12 protein-coding genes and 1 tRNA gene are annotated in these 16,181 nt (G+C 45.0%); 1 reads left to right on the forward strand and 12 read right to left on the reverse strand.

Annotation, left to right across the window (positions count from 1 at the left end):
- Positions 1–25 precede the first annotated feature (25 nt).
- From rpsG to rplK, 8 genes are all read right to left on the reverse strand, one after another.
- Positions 26–496: a 30S ribosomal protein S7 gene (gene rpsG / locus FLAVO9R_RS18295; RefSeq protein WP_013786325.1), complete on the reverse strand. Its 471-nt coding sequence runs from the start codon at positions 494–496 to the stop codon at positions 26–28.
- Between the two features lie 74 nt (positions 497–570).
- Complete coding sequence (gene rpsL / locus FLAVO9R_RS18300; RefSeq protein WP_013786326.1) at positions 571–945, reverse strand: 30S ribosomal protein S12; 375 nt, start codon at positions 943–945, stop codon at positions 571–573.
- A gap of 307 nt (positions 946–1,252) precedes the next feature.
- Positions 1,253–5,419: a DNA-directed RNA polymerase subunit beta' gene (gene rpoC / locus FLAVO9R_RS18305; protein WP_013786327.1), complete on the reverse strand. Its 4,167-nt coding sequence runs from the start codon at positions 5,417–5,419 to the stop codon at positions 1,253–1,255.
- 81 nt (positions 5,420–5,500) lie between these two features.
- Complete coding sequence (rpoB, locus tag FLAVO9R_RS18310; protein WP_159533655.1) at positions 5,501–9,529, reverse strand: DNA-directed RNA polymerase subunit beta; 4,029 nt, start codon at positions 9,527–9,529, stop codon at positions 5,501–5,503.
- 322 nt (positions 9,530–9,851) lie between these two features.
- The gene (gene rplL / locus FLAVO9R_RS18315; protein ID WP_013786329.1) at positions 9,852–10,226 is read right to left on the reverse strand and encodes a 50S ribosomal protein L7/L12; all 375 of its coding nucleotides are present in this window, start codon (positions 10,224–10,226) and stop codon (positions 9,852–9,854) included.
- Between the two features lie 59 nt (positions 10,227–10,285).
- Positions 10,286–10,804 (reverse strand): 50S ribosomal protein L10, encoded by a 519-nt coding sequence (rplJ, locus tag FLAVO9R_RS18320; protein ID WP_013786330.1) that lies wholly within the window; start codon positions 10,802–10,804, stop codon positions 10,286–10,288.
- 302 nt (positions 10,805–11,106) lie between these two features.
- Positions 11,107–11,802 (reverse strand): 50S ribosomal protein L1, encoded by a 696-nt coding sequence (rplA, locus tag FLAVO9R_RS18325; RefSeq protein WP_159533657.1) that lies wholly within the window; start codon positions 11,800–11,802, stop codon positions 11,107–11,109.
- A 4-nt stretch (positions 11,803–11,806) separates the two neighbouring features.
- A complete protein-coding gene (gene rplK, locus FLAVO9R_RS18330) occupies positions 11,807–12,235 on the reverse strand; it encodes a 50S ribosomal protein L11 (RefSeq protein WP_159533659.1) in 429 nt (142 codons plus the stop codon).
- Positions 12,236–12,513: 278 nt separating this feature from the next.
- On the opposite strand from rplK, the gene FLAVO9R_RS20545 reads away from it, so the two are divergent.
- A complete protein-coding gene (locus FLAVO9R_RS20545) occupies positions 12,514–12,645 on the forward strand; it encodes a hypothetical protein (RefSeq protein WP_269748496.1) in 132 nt (43 codons plus the stop codon).
- 332 nt (positions 12,646–12,977) lie between these two features.
- On the opposite strand, the gene nusG is transcribed toward FLAVO9R_RS20545, so the two are convergent.
- From nusG to FLAVO9R_RS18350, 4 genes are all read right to left on the reverse strand, one after another.
- Positions 12,978–13,526 carry a transcription termination/antitermination protein NusG gene (gene nusG / locus FLAVO9R_RS18335; protein ID WP_013786334.1) on the reverse strand — a complete coding sequence of 183 codons (549 nt, stop codon included), beginning with the start codon at positions 13,524–13,526 and terminating at the stop codon, positions 12,978–12,980.
- Between the two features lie 3 nt (positions 13,527–13,529).
- Entirely contained in the window at positions 13,530–13,907 is a 378-nt protein-coding gene (secE, locus tag FLAVO9R_RS18340; protein ID WP_057795659.1) for a preprotein translocase subunit SecE, read from the reverse strand.
- Between the two features lie 58 nt (positions 13,908–13,965).
- Positions 13,966–14,042: transfer RNA gene (locus FLAVO9R_RS18345), tRNA-Trp, on the reverse strand.
- A 210-nt stretch (positions 14,043–14,252) separates the two neighbouring features.
- The gene (locus FLAVO9R_RS18350) at positions 14,253–16,094 is read right to left on the reverse strand and encodes an ABC transporter ATP-binding protein (RefSeq protein WP_159533661.1); all 1,842 of its coding nucleotides are present in this window, start codon (positions 16,092–16,094) and stop codon (positions 14,253–14,255) included.
- Positions 16,095–16,181: the final 87 nt, after the last annotated feature.

A 16,181-nucleotide genomic window follows, 5' to 3' on the forward strand; every position in this document is an offset into this window, starting at 1 on the left:
ATCTCTCTCAGTTATATTACGTTTATTACCAACGGTAATGAGCAAACGCTTTGTTTGCTTCGGCCATACGGTGAACGTCTTCACGTTTCTTAACCGCAGAACCTTTATTTTCTGATGCATCAATCATTTCAGCAGCCAGGCGTTGAGCCATTGACTTCTCGCCACGTTTACGAGCAGCATCTACCAACCAACGCATACCTAGGGCATTACGACGAACTGGACGAACTTCTACTGGTACTTGATAAGTTGAACCACCTACACGACGAGATTTAACCTCTACAGTAGGACGGATGTTATCAAGTGCTTCTTCGAATACATCTAGGTGAGCTTTGCTGGTTTTTTCAGCAACAATATCGAGCGCACCGTAAACGATTTTTTCAGCGACTGACTTCTTGCCGTCAAGCATTACGACATTCATGAATTTTGCAAGCAGTTGTGAGCTAAATTTTGGCTCTGGTAGGATTTTACGTTGACCTACGACTCTTCTTCTTGGCATTTCTATTCTCCGTATGAATTCAGGAATTACCCAAAACTCTTAAACTTCAGTTTGGCCTTACTAACGGAGAACCGTTAAGACTTAGGCTTCTTCGCACCGTACTTAGAACGGGCTTGCTTACGATCGTTTACACCTGCGCAGTCTAATGTACCGCGAACTGTGTGATAACGAACACCTGGTAGATCTTTAACACGACCACCACGGATAAGTACTACACTGTGCTCTTGTAAGTTGTGACCTTCACCACCGATGTATGAAGAAACTTCAAAACCGTTAGTTAGACGTACACGACATACTTTACGTAGTGCAGAGTTTGGTTTCTTAGGCGTAGTAGTATATACACGAGTACATACACCGCGTCTTTGAGGACAAGCTTGCAATGCAGCTACGTTGCTTTTTTCAACGGGCTTTTTGCGCGGCTTGCGGACTAACTGGTTAACTGTTGCCATTAACTAGCTCCTGATTAAAAACTACAAAAACCCAATCACTCTGATTGGGTCCATTAAAGCGACTTTTCTAACGTCACTCATTTGATGTTAATACTGTGCTTGTCAGCATTAACTGAGCTCTGATACAAAAAACCGCGCCCATTTTCTTCTGCCTTTTAGAGGTCATCCAAAATCGGGTCGCGGAATATTAATGATCATAGCTCGGCGTGTCAAGCTGTACAAAGGTTAAGCAGCCATTTAACTGCAATCTGTCAGCTTAACATGCCAATTTGTTAGGAGTACGTTAACGTACTCCTACGATCATGCCTTATTCGGCTGAGTCGTCACCGGCGTTAAGCGCTTCGGTTAATGCCTGTTCTGCATCAGCAGCAGAAACTGACATTTCTTCGATTTCTTCTTTACGACGTTGTGCACGACGTTCATGGTAAGCGAAACCTGTACCCGCTGGAATCAATCGACCCACGATTACGTTTTCTTTCAGACCGCGAAGGTCATCTTCTTTACCTTGAACTGCAGCTTCGGTAAGAACACGTGTTGTCTCTTGGAACGATGCAGCTGAGATGAATGACTCAGTAGATAGTGACGCCTTAGTGATACCAAGCAGTTGTGTTTCATACTGCGCTGGGATCTTACCGTGTTTTTCAACTTCACGGTTGGTCACTTTCACGTTAGACACTTCAACTTGTTCGCCTTCAAGGAACTGAGTATCACCTGAATGGGTAATAACGCACTTACGCAACATCTGACGAATAACAACTTCGATGTGCTTATCGTTAATTTTTACACCCTGTAGACGGTAAACTTCCTGAACTTCGTTCACGATGTAGTTTGCTACAGCAGAGATACCACGTAGACGCAAGATGTCATGCGGAGACTCAGGGCCATCTGCAATAACTTCACCGCGTTCCACTTTTTCACCTTCAAACACGTTAAGTTGACGCCATTTTGGAATCATCTCTTCGTATGCATCACCCTCTGGTGGCGTGATAACCAAGCGTTTCTTACCTTTGGTTTCTTTACCGAAACCAATAGTACCTGAAACTTCAGCAAGGATAGCTGGCTCTTTAGGCTTACGTGCTTCAAACAAGTCGGCTACGCGAGGTAGACCACCCGTGATATCACGTGTCTTCGAGCTTTCTTGAGGTATACGTGCTAACACGTCACCTTCGTTAGCAACCTTACCTTCTTTCGCTTCGATAGTGGTAAAGCTTGGTAAGCGAATCTCTTGAAGACCGAACTCATCACTTTCTAGGATAAGTTTAGGTTCTTTAGAGTTACTCTTCGCAAGATCTTTAACTACGATACGCGTAAGACCAGTTAGTTCGTCTTGTTGCATCTCGGTGTTAGAGTCGTCGATGTCGGCGAAGCTAATCTTAGCTGCACGTTCAGTAACGATTGGGTGACTATGCGGATCCCAGTTAGCAACAACGTCGCCAGCTGCAATAGTTGCACCGTCATCCACGCTAAGTACAGCACCGTAAGGTACTTTATAGCGCTCTTTCTCACGACCTTGTTCATCGATAACAGTAAGTTCTGTTGAACGAGAAACAATAACCACTTTGCCGTCTGAGTTACGTACAGATTTTTCATTGTGTAGCTTAAGGCTACCCGCTGTTTTAACCTGAACGCTGTTCTCAGCAGAAGCTCGTGATGCCGCACCACCGATGTGGAACGTACGCATGGTAAGCTGTGTACCTGGTTCACCGATTGACTGTGCGGCAATAACACCCACAGACTCACCGCTTCCAACCATATGTCCGCGAGCAAGGTCACGACCATAACAGTTTGCACACACACCGAAGTCGTTATCACATGTGATAACCGAGCGTACTTGAATTTGGTCAACAGAGTTAGCTTCAAGCATGTCTACTAGCGCTTCGTCTAGTAACACATTACGCTCAACCAATACCTCTGTAGTACCTGGTTTAACAACATCTTCTGCAACTACACGACCTAGTACACGCTCACGAAGTGGTTCTACAACGTCACCACCTTCAATTAGCGGTGTCATCTGAACACCACCGAAGGTGCCACAGTCGTCGTTAGTAATAACCAAATCTTGTGCAACATCTACTAGACGACGAGTTAGGTAACCCGAGTTCGCAGTCTTAAGTGCTGTATCGGCTAGACCTTTACGCGCACCGTGAGTAGAGATGAAGTACTGAAGTACGTTAAGACCTTCACGGAAGTTAGCCGTGATTGGCGTTTCGATGATTGAGCCATCTGGCTTAGCCATCAGACCACGCATACCCGCTAGCTGACGAATCTGAGCGGCACTACCACGAGCACCAGAGTCGGCCATCATATAAACAGAGTTAAATGAGGTTTGCTCTTCTTCTTCGCCATCGCGGTTAATTACGATGTCAGTCTTAAGGTTATCCATCATGGCCTTAGCAACTTTTTCGTTGGCATTTGACCAGATATCGATAACTTTGTTGTAGCGCTCACCGGCGGTTACAAGACCATTTTGGAACTGTTCCTGGATCTCGATAACTTCCGCTTCTGCAGCGTCGATAATATCTTTCTTCGCAGCTGGGATTACCATGTCATCGATACCAACAGATGCACCCGCAATCATTGCGTAGTGGAAACCGGTATACATGATTTGGTCAGCAGCGATTACTGTGTCTTTAAGACCCAGTGTACGGTAACAAGCGTTTAGCAAACGTGAAATCTGCTTTTTGCCCATTGCCTGGTTGATAATTTCAAACGGCAAACCTTTAGGTAGCATTAGTGAGAAAATCGCACGACCAACAGTAGTATCTGTTAGCGTTACTTTCTCAGTCTTCACGCCATCTTCGTCAATGTCGTATTCAGTGATACGTACTTTAACGCGTGAGTGAAGTTCTGCGTTACCTGTGCGGTATGCTTTTTCTGCTTCATTCGGGCTGGTAAATACCATTGCCTCGCCCAAACCGTTAACTTTGTCACGGGTTAGGTAATAAAGACCCAATACAACGTCCTGTGAAGGAACGATGATAGGTTCACCATTTGCAGGTGACAGAATGTTGTTGGTCGACATCATCAACGCACGTGCTTCAAGCTGAGCTTCAATAGTCAGCGGCACGTGTACAGCCATTTGGTCACCATCGAAATCGGCGTTGTAGGCCGCACATACTAGTGGGTGAAGCTGAATCGCTTTACCTTCGATTAGGGTTGGTTCAAATGCCTGGATACCCAAACGGTGAAGTGTTGGTGCACGGTTAAGCATAACAGGGTGTTCACGGATAACGTCATCGAGTACGTCCCATACCTCTGGTGCTTCACGTTCAACAAGCTTCTTCGCTGCTTTGATAGTTGTTGCTAAACCACGACCTTCAAGTTTTCCGTAGATAAACGGCTTGAATAACTCAAGTGCCATTTTCTTAGGAAGACCACATTGGTGAAGACGTAATGTAGGACCAACGGTAATTACAGAACGACCAGAGTAGTCAACACGCTTACCAAGTAAGTTCTGACGGAAACGACCTTGCTTACCTTTAATCATATCGGCAAGTGATTTAAGAGGACGTTTGTTAGAACCTGTGATAGCGCGGCCACGACGACCGTTATCTAGTAGTGCATCTACCGCTTCCTGAAGCATACGTTTTTCGTTACGTACGATAATGTCAGGCGCCGCAAGGTCTAGAAGACGCTTAAGACGGTTGTTACGGTTGATAACACGACGGTATAAATCGTTCAGGTCAGACGTTGCAAATCGACCACCATCCAGAGGTACCAACGGACGAAGATCCGGCGGAAGTACTGGAAGTACAGTCAAGATCATCCACTCTGGCTTGTTGCCAGACTGTTGGAATGATTCAAGCAACTTAAGACGCTTGGTGATTTTCTTACGCTTAGTTTCAGAGTTGATTGAAGGCAACTCTTCACGCATGGAAGCTACGTCAGCATCTACATCTAACACTTTTAAAAGGTCAAATACGGCTTCAGCACCCATTTTTGCGTCAAACTCGTCACCGTGCTCTTCAAGTGCATCCAAGTAATCTTCTTCGTTAAGAAGTTGGCTGCGCTCAAGAGTAGTCATACCCGGCTCGGTTACTACGTAAGATTCAAAATATAGTACACGTTCAATATCACGAAGTGTCATATCAAGCATTAAGCCGATACGAGACGGAAGTGATTTAAGGAACCAGATGTGTGCAACTGGGCTTGCCAGTTCAATGTGACCCATACGCTCACGACGTACTTTAGTTAGGGTTACTTCAACACCACATTTTTCACATATAACACCACGGTGCTTCAGACGCTTATACTTACCACAAAGACATTCGTAGTCTTTAACTGGTCCGAAAATACGCGCACAAAACAGGCCGTCACGTTCTGGTTTGAACGTACGGTAGTTAATTGTTTCTGGCTTCTTAACTTCACCAAAAGACCATGAACGAATCATGTCAGGTGAAGCAAGACCGATTCGAATATTATCGAATTCTTCAGTCTTGTTTTGTTGCTTTAGAAACTTTAATAAGTCTTTCACATTACTCTCCCAGCGGAGTCAGTCTCTAGAACCCGGCGCAAGCGCCGGGCCATCTCTTGTCATAACGTGGCGATTGCCGTGTTACTTCTCTTCCAACTCGATGTTAATACCCAACGAGCGGATTTCTTTAAGTAATACGTTGAATGATTCTGGCATGCCAGGTTCCATTCTGTGGTCACCATCGACGATGTTCTTGTACATCTTAGTACGGCCGTTAACATCATCCGACTTAACAGTAAGCATTTCCTGAAGGGTATATGCTGCACCGTAAGCTTCAAGGGCCCACACTTCCATCTCTCCGAAGCGCTGACCACCGAACTGAGCTTTACCACCCAGCGGCTGTTGTGTAACAAGGCTGTACGAACCAGTTGAACGAGCGTGCATTTTGTCGTCAACCAAGTGGTTCAGTTTCAGCATGTACATGTAACCAACCGTAACAGGACGCTCAAACTCGCGACCAGTACGACCGTCGAACAACGAAATCTGACCGCTTTCAGGAATATCAGCTAACTTCAACATTTCCTTAATTTCAGATTCACGTGCACCGTCGAATACAGGTGTTGCAATTGGAACACCCTTACGTAGGTTGTTTGCAAGACGTGTAATTTCGTGGTCGGTGAAGTTATCGATGTCCACTTCTTGGTGATTTTCGCCAAGCTCATAAATTTCTTTTAAGAAATTACGAAGCTTTTGCATCTCTTCATGCTCTTTGAGCATGCGGTCGATTTTCACACCAAGACCGTGAGCAGCCATACCCATATGTGTTTCTAGGATCTGACCGATGTTCATCCGCGATGGTACACCTAGTGGGTTCAATACGATGTCTACCGGCGTACCGTTAGCATCATATGGCATATCTTCCACAGGCTGAATCGTTGAAATTACACCTTTGTTACCGTGACGACCGGCCATTTTATCACCAGGCTGGATGTGACGCTTAACAGCTAGGTAAACCTTAACAATCTTAAGGACACCAGGTGCTAGGTCATCGCCTTGTGTGATCTTGCGACGCTTAGTTTCAAACTTCTTATCGAAGTCTTCTCTGATTTCTGCGTGCTGATCAGCAATTTGGTCGATCTCAAGCTGTACGTCTTCGTCGTTTAATGCAATTTCAAACCACTTCTCACGCGGTAGGCTGTCAAGCTTAGCTTGTTCAACACCAGAGCGTAGTAATGCGTTTTGTGCACGAGCAAAGATACCGTCTGCAAGAATTTCAAATTCGTCAGTTAGGTCTTTCTTAACCTGACGAAGTTGCATGTCTTCAATTTCAAGCGCACGTTTGTCTTTCTCTACGCCGTCACGGGTAAAGACTTGAACGTCGATAACCGTACCGTGAACAGAGTTAGGCACACGTAGTGACGTGTCTTTTACGTCAGACGCTTTTTCACCGAAAATAGCTCTTAATAGTTTTTCTTCTGGCGTAAGCTGAGTTTCACCTTTAGGTGTTACTTTACCTACCAGAATGTCGCCGCCTTTCACTTCCGCACCAATGTACACAACACCTGATTCATCAAGTTTGCTTAGTGCAGATTCGCCAACATTCGGAATATCAGAAGAAATCTCTTCTGGCCCAAGCTTAGTATCACGAGCAATACAGCTTAGTTCTTGAATGTGGATAGTGGTGAAACGGTCTTCCTGAGCTACACGCTCAGAGATAAGGATTGAATCCTCGAAGTTATAACCATTCCAAGGCATGAACGCGATACGCATGTTCTGACCAAGAGCTAGGTCGCCCAAGTCAGTAGATGGACCGTCAGCCAATACATCGCCAGCAACAATCGGGTCGCCTACGCTACAAGTAGGACGTTGATTGATACAGGTGTTCTGGTTAGAACGTGTGTATTTAGTCAGGTTGTAGATGTCAATACCTGCTTCACCTGGAAGCATTTCATCTTCTTCTACCTTAATAACGATACGGCTAGCGTCAACATAGTCAACTCTACCACCACGCTTAGCAACTACAGTAACACCTGAGTCAACAGCAATGGTTCTTTCCATACCGGTACCAACAAGCGGCTTATCAGCACGTAATGTAGGTACAGCCTGACGTTGCATGTTCGCACCCATCAATGCGCGGTTAGCATCATCGTGTTCTAGGAACGGAATGATACTCGCAGCGATTGAAACGATTTGCTGTGGAGAAACGTCCATGTACTTGATGTCTTCTTTCGGCATCAAGGTGGTTTCACCACGGTGACGACATGGAATAAGGTCGTCTACTAGCTCACCGTTTGCGGTTAAAACAATGTTTGCCTGTGCAATGGCGAATTGACCTTCTTCAATTGCAGACAAGTAATCGATTTCTTCACTTACCACACCATCAACAATGCGACGGAACGGCGTTTCAAGGAAACCAAAGTCATTGGTACGCGCGAAGCTTGCCAATGAGTTGATCAAACCGATGTTTGGACCTTCAGGCGTCTCGATAGGACACAGACGACCGTAGTGCGTAGGGTGTACGTCACGTACTTCGAAGCCTGCACGCTCACGCGTAAGACCACCCGGGCCTAATGCAGAAATACGACGCTTATGCGTTACTTCTGATAACGGGTTGTTTTGGTCCATGAACTGAGAAAGCTGTGATGAACCGAAGAACTCTTTAACCGCAGCCGAAATAGGCTTAGCGTTAATAAGGTCTTGCGGCATAATGCTATCAAGGTCGCCTAAGCTTAGACGCTCTTTAACAGCACGCTCAACACGTACTAAACCAACACGGAATTGGTTTTCAGCCATTTCACCCACAGAACGGATACGGCGGTTACCCAAGTGGTCGATATCGTCCACTTCGTCTTTACCGTCACGAATCTCGATAAGTTGCTTCATTACTGAAACAATATCGTCTTTATCTAGGGTGCCTGAACCAATCAATTCTTCACGGCCTAAACGGCGGTTGAACTTCATACGACCTACAGAAGATAGGTCATAACGCTCATCTGAGAAGAAAAGGTTTTGGAATAAGGTTTCTGCTGCGTCTTTTGTTGGTGGCTCACCAGGACGCATCATGCGGTAAATTTCAACAAGCGCTTCTAGGCGGTTTGTTGAAGAGTCGATACGCAATGTGTCAGAAATGTATGAGCCGTGGTCCAATTCATTAATGTACAGCGTTTCGAACTCTTTAATACCAGCTTGGCTTAGTGCCGCTAAGTTCTCAAGCGTTAACTCTTCGTTAGCGCTAACGATAACTTCGCCAGTATCTTCATTTACGTACGTTGCCGCGAATACGCGACCAATTAGGTAATCTGCTGGAACTTCAAGTTCAGTTAAACCCGCTTTTTCAAGCGCACGAGTATGACGTGCAGATACACGACGACCAGTTTCAACGACAACATTACCTTCGCCATCAATGATATCAAATGCCGCTGTTTCGCCACGAAGACGATCTGGCACCACTTCCATCATTAACTTGTCTTTATCGATACGTACACTGACTTTCTCAAAGAACGTATCCAAGATTTCTTCTGACGTCATTTCAAGCGCGCGTAAGATGATAGTTGCTGGCAACTTACGACGACGGTCAATACGAACAAACAGGTTGTCTTTAGGATCGAACTCGAAGTCTAGCCATGAACCACGGTAAGGAATTACACGTGCATTATAAAGCACTTTACCTGACGAGTGAGTTTTGCCTTTATCGTGATCGAAGAACACACCAGGTGAACGGTGTAGTTGTGACACGATAACACGCTCTGTACCATTGATAACGAACGTACCGTTCTGAGTCATCAATGGAATTTCGCCCATGTACACTTCTTGTTCTTTAATGTCTTTTACGGTACCTGGTGCAGCGTCTTTATCAAACAATACTAACCGTAGTTTTACTCTTAATGGAGCAGAGAATGTGACGCCACGAATTTGACATTCTTTAACGTCGAATACTGGCTCTCCCAAACGGTAGCTAACATATTGAAGCTCCGAGTTACCTGAGTAGCTTTTTATCGGAAAAACGGAACGAAATGCTGCTTCCAAGCCGTATTGAGCATCGGCGTCGATCTCAATAAACTTTTTGAAAGAATCAAGCTGAATTGAAAGAAGGTATGGAATTTCCAATACCTGTGGGCGTTTGCCAAAATCCTTACGGATACGTTTCTTTTCGCTATAAGAGTAAACCATGGGTTCCTCAGCCTGCTGATTTATGACCCAACCTGCTGCATTATGCATCGCGACGAGTGCTTCAAGCTATGAGCTTCGTGTTGAATTGCGCATAAGCAACAAACTTCCACAACCCTTTTTCGGGGCAATTCCACAGCATACAACAAAATTCAACCAATTATTAGTTAACTTGTTGGTTTTATGCTTTTATGTGTCATTTCCGAGGTGCGCATTTAGTAGTGTAGTCAAGGGTTAGAATCTACACACTGTACAGCGCAAAAAGGCTGGTGGTTTAAAAAACCACCAGCCTTGCCGTCTCAGGCAAATAATCTAAACAAATAGATTACTTAACTTCAACTTCAGCACCAGCTTCAGTTAGCTGTGCTTTAAGTTCTTCAGCTTCTTCTTTGCTTACGCCTTCTTTGATAGCTTTAGGAGCAGATTCAACTACTTCTTTAGCTTCTTTAAGACCTAGGCCAGTCGCTGCGCGAACTGCTTTGATTACTGCAACTTTGTTTGCGCCGAATGAAGTCATTACAACGTCAAACTCAGTCTTTTCTTCAACTGCTGCTGCTTCGCCCGCTGCTGGACCAGCTACAGCTACTGCTGCAGATGCGTCAACACCGAATTTTTCTTCAGCTGCTTCGATAAGCTCAACCAATTCCATAACTGGCATTTCAGCAATCGCGTTTAAGATATCTTCTTTAGTTAGAGCCATGTGGTCTAAACTCCTGGGTTTTTAAAATGTTAAAAAAATCAATATGCCAAAAACGGGAATTACTTCTCGTCTTTGATCGCCGCCAATACGCGCACAAACTTGGTAGGTACTTCGTTGATAGTACGAACGAATTTCCCAACCGGTGCTTTGAAGGTTGCAAGAAGTTTTGCAAGCGCTTCGTCGCGAGTAGGAAGTGAAGCAACTGCGTCCAATTTATCTGGACCAAGAAGACCACTACCAATAGATAGAGCGGTTACGTTCAACTTATCGTTTTGCTTCGCAAAGTCTTTGAAAAGACGTGCTGCACCACCAGGTGCCTCAACTGAGAAGCCGTAGATAAGAGGACCAGTAAGGGCGCTATCTAAGTCTGCAAATTTACTGTCTGCCAATGCACGCTTAGCTAGAGTGTTACGTATAACCTTAAGGTATACGCCTTGCTCACGAGCTTTTACGCGAAGGTCAGTCAGTTCTGCAACTTCCATCCCACGGTATTCAGCGACGGCAACGGATAGAGCGCGAGACGCAACTTCAGAAACTTCTGCTACGATCTCTTTTTTTGCTGCTAAACCTAGTGCCACTGAGTTCACCTCTTTGTATCTGACTTTGTATACAGTTACCTGTTTACGCCATCAGGGTTCACAGATTGATATCAACATAATTGATGATACCGCTCTACGGTGTTTGTTACCCCAGAGAGTCTGAGTCAAACCACCGTCTGCGCAGGTTGTTGTATTAAGCGATATGTTTAATGTGATAGTTCTCTTACCTCTATCACCACATCGCACCTGCGGTCTTGGACGGGAGTTGCCAATCAGCACTGCTGTATTGACGACTCCAACCCATTACCTTTACAGAGAAGCCGAGTTGCCTCGGCAGGCTATTAAAGACCTACTGAAGCTTTATCTAGAGATACGCCAGCGCCCATAGTGGTGCTTAGGCTGATCTTCTGGATATAAGTACCTTTAGCAGAAGAAGGCTTAGCTTTCTTCAATGCTTCTAGTAATGCTTCAAGGTTCTCTTGAATTTGGTTTGTTTCGAACGCAATCTTACCAATGCTAGCATGGATGATACCGTTCTTATCGTTACGGTAGCGAACCTGACCAGCTTTAGCGTTCTTAACAGCAGTAGCAACGTCTGGCGTTACTGTACCCGTTTTAGGGTTAGGCATTAGGCCACGTGGACCTAAGATTTGACCTAGTTGACCAACAACACGCATCGCGTCTGGGCTGGCAACAACAACGTCAAAGTTCATTTCGCCTTTCTTCACTTGCTCAGCAAGATCTTCCATACCAACGATGTCAGCACCAGCTTCTTTAGCGGCTTCAGCGTTAGCACCTTGTGTAAATACTGCAACGCGAACGTCTTTACCAGTACCGTTAGGTAGTACAGTAGCACCACGAACGTTTTGGTCAGATTTCTTAGCGTCGATACCAAGGTTTACTGCAACGTCAATGCTTTCAGCGAATTTAGCTGTCGCTAATTCTTTAAGCAAAGCAACTGCTTCGTTGATTTCGTATTCTTTAGTCGCGTCTGTTTTTTCGCGGATAATGCGAGCGCGTTTAGATAATTTAGCCATTCGATTAGTCCTCTACGTTCAAGCCCATTGAGCGAGCAGAACCCGCGATAGTACGAACCGCTGCATCTAAGTCAGCTGCAGTTAAGTCTGGTTCTTTACTTTTGGCAATTTCTTCCAACTGAGCGCGAGTAACAGTACCCACTTTTTCAGTGTTAGGACGGCCAGAACCGCTCTTGATGCCCGCTGCTTTCTTAAGCAGGTAAGACGCAGGAGGAGTCTTAGTTTCGAATGTGAAAGAACGATCTTCATAAACCGTAATTTCTACAGGTACCGGAGCACCTTTCTCAAGGCTATCTGTTTTTGCGTTAAACGCTTTACAGAATTCCATGATGTTCACACCGTGTTGACCTAGTGCAGGACCAACTGGTGGACTTGGGTTAGCAGCGCCTGCTGCAACCTGAAGCTTAATAATACCGCTTACTTTTTTAGCCATTTTAAATGCTCTCTTGTTTGGGTATAGCGCCTTGCAAGTACAGAGATTACCTGCTCAATCGGCTTCCCGTTTCCGTTTAAAAGGGCGCGCATTATATAAGGTGTTCAAATGGTATGCAAGCATAAATATGACTAAAAAACGTTCTCATGGCCAGTTTTATTAAATATTCAGGGTTGTCAAAATTAACGCGGCTTTGTGTAAGTTGCACTAAGCCTTAATTTTAGCAAAGAAGAAGTGTTTGGAGCGTTGTGGGGAAATGCGCTGGAACAATTTCCGGAATGGTTGTAGGTGCAATCAGTCCATTAACAGGTTTTCGCTCACTTGCTACATCCGTTGGAGGGGGTGTGGCTTCAGGTGCAATTGTCAACGTACTTTCAGACGCCGAAGATGCAGCAACAACAGATGAATAAAAAAAAATGGAACATGTCACTAAATTTCTAGTCTGGATGATTTGCCTTATCATAGTCAACTTCATTTTAAAGCGCGCTTTAAATGTCGGATTTTGGGACTCTTTTAGTAGTAGCAAACAAATATCCAAAAACACGAGCCTAATTCTGCAATTTTTATTTTCATTTTTTGCTTTTTTAAGCGTGTTTTTGTGGGTGAATTAACCGTCTATTTTTTACAAAAAAAGAAGTAATGATGTTTCACCCATTACTATCTGAATCCCACAAAAGCTCCTCGCACAAAAAAGCCCCTATTAAGGGGCTTTTTTTATGAATTTGGAGGTAGATAAAAAGACCTAGCCTTTCTCTACCTGTCCGAATTCTAGATCTACCGGTGTAGAACGACCGAAGATAAGTACCGACACTTTTACGCGGCTCTTTTCGTAGTCTACTTCTTCTACCACACCGTTGAAGTCTGCAAATGGACCGTCTGTAACGCGAACCACTTCGCCTGGCTCGAACAATGTCTTCGGCTTAGGCTTATCAACTGACTCTTCAAGACGGTTAAGAATGGCGTCTGCTTCTTTTTGGGTAATTGGCATTGGGCGGTCAGAAGTACCACCGATGAAACCAAGTACACGAGGAACGCTTTTCACTAAGTGCCAAGATTCTTCGTTCATTGCCATTTCTACCAATACGTAACCTGGGTAGAACTTACGCTCAGATTTACGCTTTTGGCCAGCACGCATTTCAACAACTTCTTCAGTCGGAACTAGAATCTGACCGAAGTGCTCTTCCATACCGTGCATCTTGATATATTCAAGTAGCGTTTTTTGAACGCGACCTTCGTACTGAGAATATGCTTGTACTACGTACCATCTTTTTTTAATTTCTTCTTCAGACATACGTTATGCTCCTATTCCAGTAATGTATCCAACAACACGAACGATAATGCCGTCTAATCCCCAAAGGATTAATGCCATTACCAACGTAGCCGCTAGTACGATGATAGTAGTTTGGTTTGCTTCTTGACGGGTCGGCCATACTACTTTGCGAACTTCAGTGCGCGACTCTTTAGCAAAGCTAAGGAAAGTGCTGCCTTTCACCGTTGATGCTGCGATGAAGCCAGCAATAACCACTACCACTACTGCGGTAACTGCACGGTATAATACTGAAATTTCACCGAACACTGTGTTGGCCGTAACCAATCCAGCAAGTAGGGCAAATACCACTACCCATTTAAACATGTCCAATGCATTGGACTGATTTTCCGTCTTTTCGCTCATGTCACGATCCTAGCACTACAGCGTCGTTTTGCTCGCGCTAATACGCGAACTTGTAATTTGGCAGGGGTGGAGGGACTCGAACCCCCAACCATCGGTTTTGGAGACCGCTGTTCTACCAATTCGAACTACACCCCTGTGGTGTTTAACTCACAAATTTTACTTACACTACCCTTGGGAATTCAGCGTCATTTCAATGGAAAGTGCGGTATCGCAAGGGAGGGAGGCGTATTATACTCAAGATAACAAGCGGCACAAGGTTTTTGTTAACCATGTTGGTGGTAATTCCCTCAGTGCAAGTTGTTCTGCAACTTACTGTGCCGTTTAACTCGTTATCTCAGTGAAAAACTATTCCACGCCAATAAAGCCGCCTGTTTGATGTGCCCATAACTTGGCGTAAATACCATTATGCGCAATTAATTCGGCATGTGTACCCTGCTCTACTATCTGCCCTTTTTCTAACACTAATAATCGGTCCATTTGCGCAATCGTTGAAAGCCTATGCGCGATAGCCAATACGGTTTTACCTTCCATCACTTTATCTAGGCTTGCTTGAATAGCGGCTTCAGCTTCTGAGTCTAAGGCAGAAGTGGCTTCATCTAAGATTAGTACAGGTGCGTCTTTCAATAGCACGCGAGCAATCGCAATACGTTGTCGTTGCCCGCCCGATAGCTTCACGCCACGCTCCCCAACATGGGCGTCGTAGCCTGTTCTTCCTTGGCTGTCAGTGAGCGTAAGAATAAACTCATGAGCTTCTGATAGCTTGGCGGCGTTTATCATTTCTTCTTCGCTGGCATTGGTGCGCCCATAAAGAATGTTGTCACGTACTGACCTGTGCATAAGCGACGTATCTTGCGTCACCATGCTAATTTTAGCCCGCAAGGTTTCTTGGCCAACTTGGGTTATATCTTGCCCATCAATAACAATGCGCCCCGATTGGGTATCGTAAAATCGCATCAGCAAATTAACTAACGTGGACTTGCCTGAGCCTGAGCGCCCTACCAAGCCCACTTTCTCACCCGGGTGAATGGCAAGCTCTAGATTAGAAAATACATCGATGGGTTGGTTATCTGCACCTGCGTAGTTAAAGTCCACATTATCGAACTTAATACCACCGCCCTGCACACTAAGCGCCGTGGCTTTAGGATTATCTTTCACTGCAATAGGTTGGGCTAGGGTATTCATACCATCTTGCACCGTGCCTAGATTTTCAAACAGGCCCGATACTTCCCACATGATCCAATGCGACATACCATTTAGGCGAAGAGACAAACTAATCGCAATGGCAATATCCCCAGGGGTAGCCAAGTTTTCCATCCACAAATACACAGACAGTGCGCCAATGGTAAATACCAATATGGCATTCGACATTTCTACACAAAACTCTAATACCGTTACCAAACGCATTTGTGGATACACCGTTTTTAAAAAGCCATCCATGCTTTCTCTGGCGTAGTCAGCTTCGCGGCGGCTATGAGAAAATAACTTTACTGTCGTGATATTGGTGTAACTGTCAACAATTCGACCCGTCATCATAGAGCGAGCATCGGCTTGTTTTTGTGACACTTCTTTAAGCTTGGGTACCAGCATGCGCAAGATGAACATGTACACAAAGAACCACACCACAAGCGGCACCGCTAAGCGCCAATCGGTACTGAACACCAGTACCACCATAGAAATAAAGTAAACGCTAATGTATACCAGTAAATCGAGGACTTTGGTTACGGTTTCACGTACCGATAGCGCGGTTTGCATGACTTTAGTGGCCACGCGACCCGCAAACTCATCGTGAAAAAAAGTTAAGCTTTGGCCTAATAAATAGCGGTGGGCTTGCCAGCGAATACGCATCGGGAAATTTCCCATAAGCGATTGGCGTGAAAACAGTGAGCGTAACAGGATAAAGCCTGGAATCAGCACCAGCACGGTAACCGCCATGCCAATTAAGGTCCATTTTTGCTCGGCTAAAAAAGTTTCTCGATTTTGTTCTGAAAACCAATCGACCAATTGGCCCAAGAAACCGAACAGCGCGACTTCAAGTACCGCAACAATGGCACTTAAAATAGAGACGGTTGCGATAACGCCCCACATTCCTTGGGTGTAGTACTTACAAAAGGCAACAATACCTGTTGGAGGTTGCCCTGGTGGGGCTTTAGGGAAAGGCTGTGTTAATCGTTCAAAAAATGAAAACATGCAACATAACTCGTGTCGTTCTACATCAACTGCGTTTAATTACATCATTCTACACGATATGTTCAATGCTCGGGTTTAAAACATCGG

The sequence above is a fragment of the Alteromonas sp. 38 genome, assembly GCF_902506055.1.
Classification (GTDB): Bacteria; Pseudomonadota; Gammaproteobacteria; order Enterobacterales; family Alteromonadaceae; genus Alteromonas; species Alteromonas lipotrueae.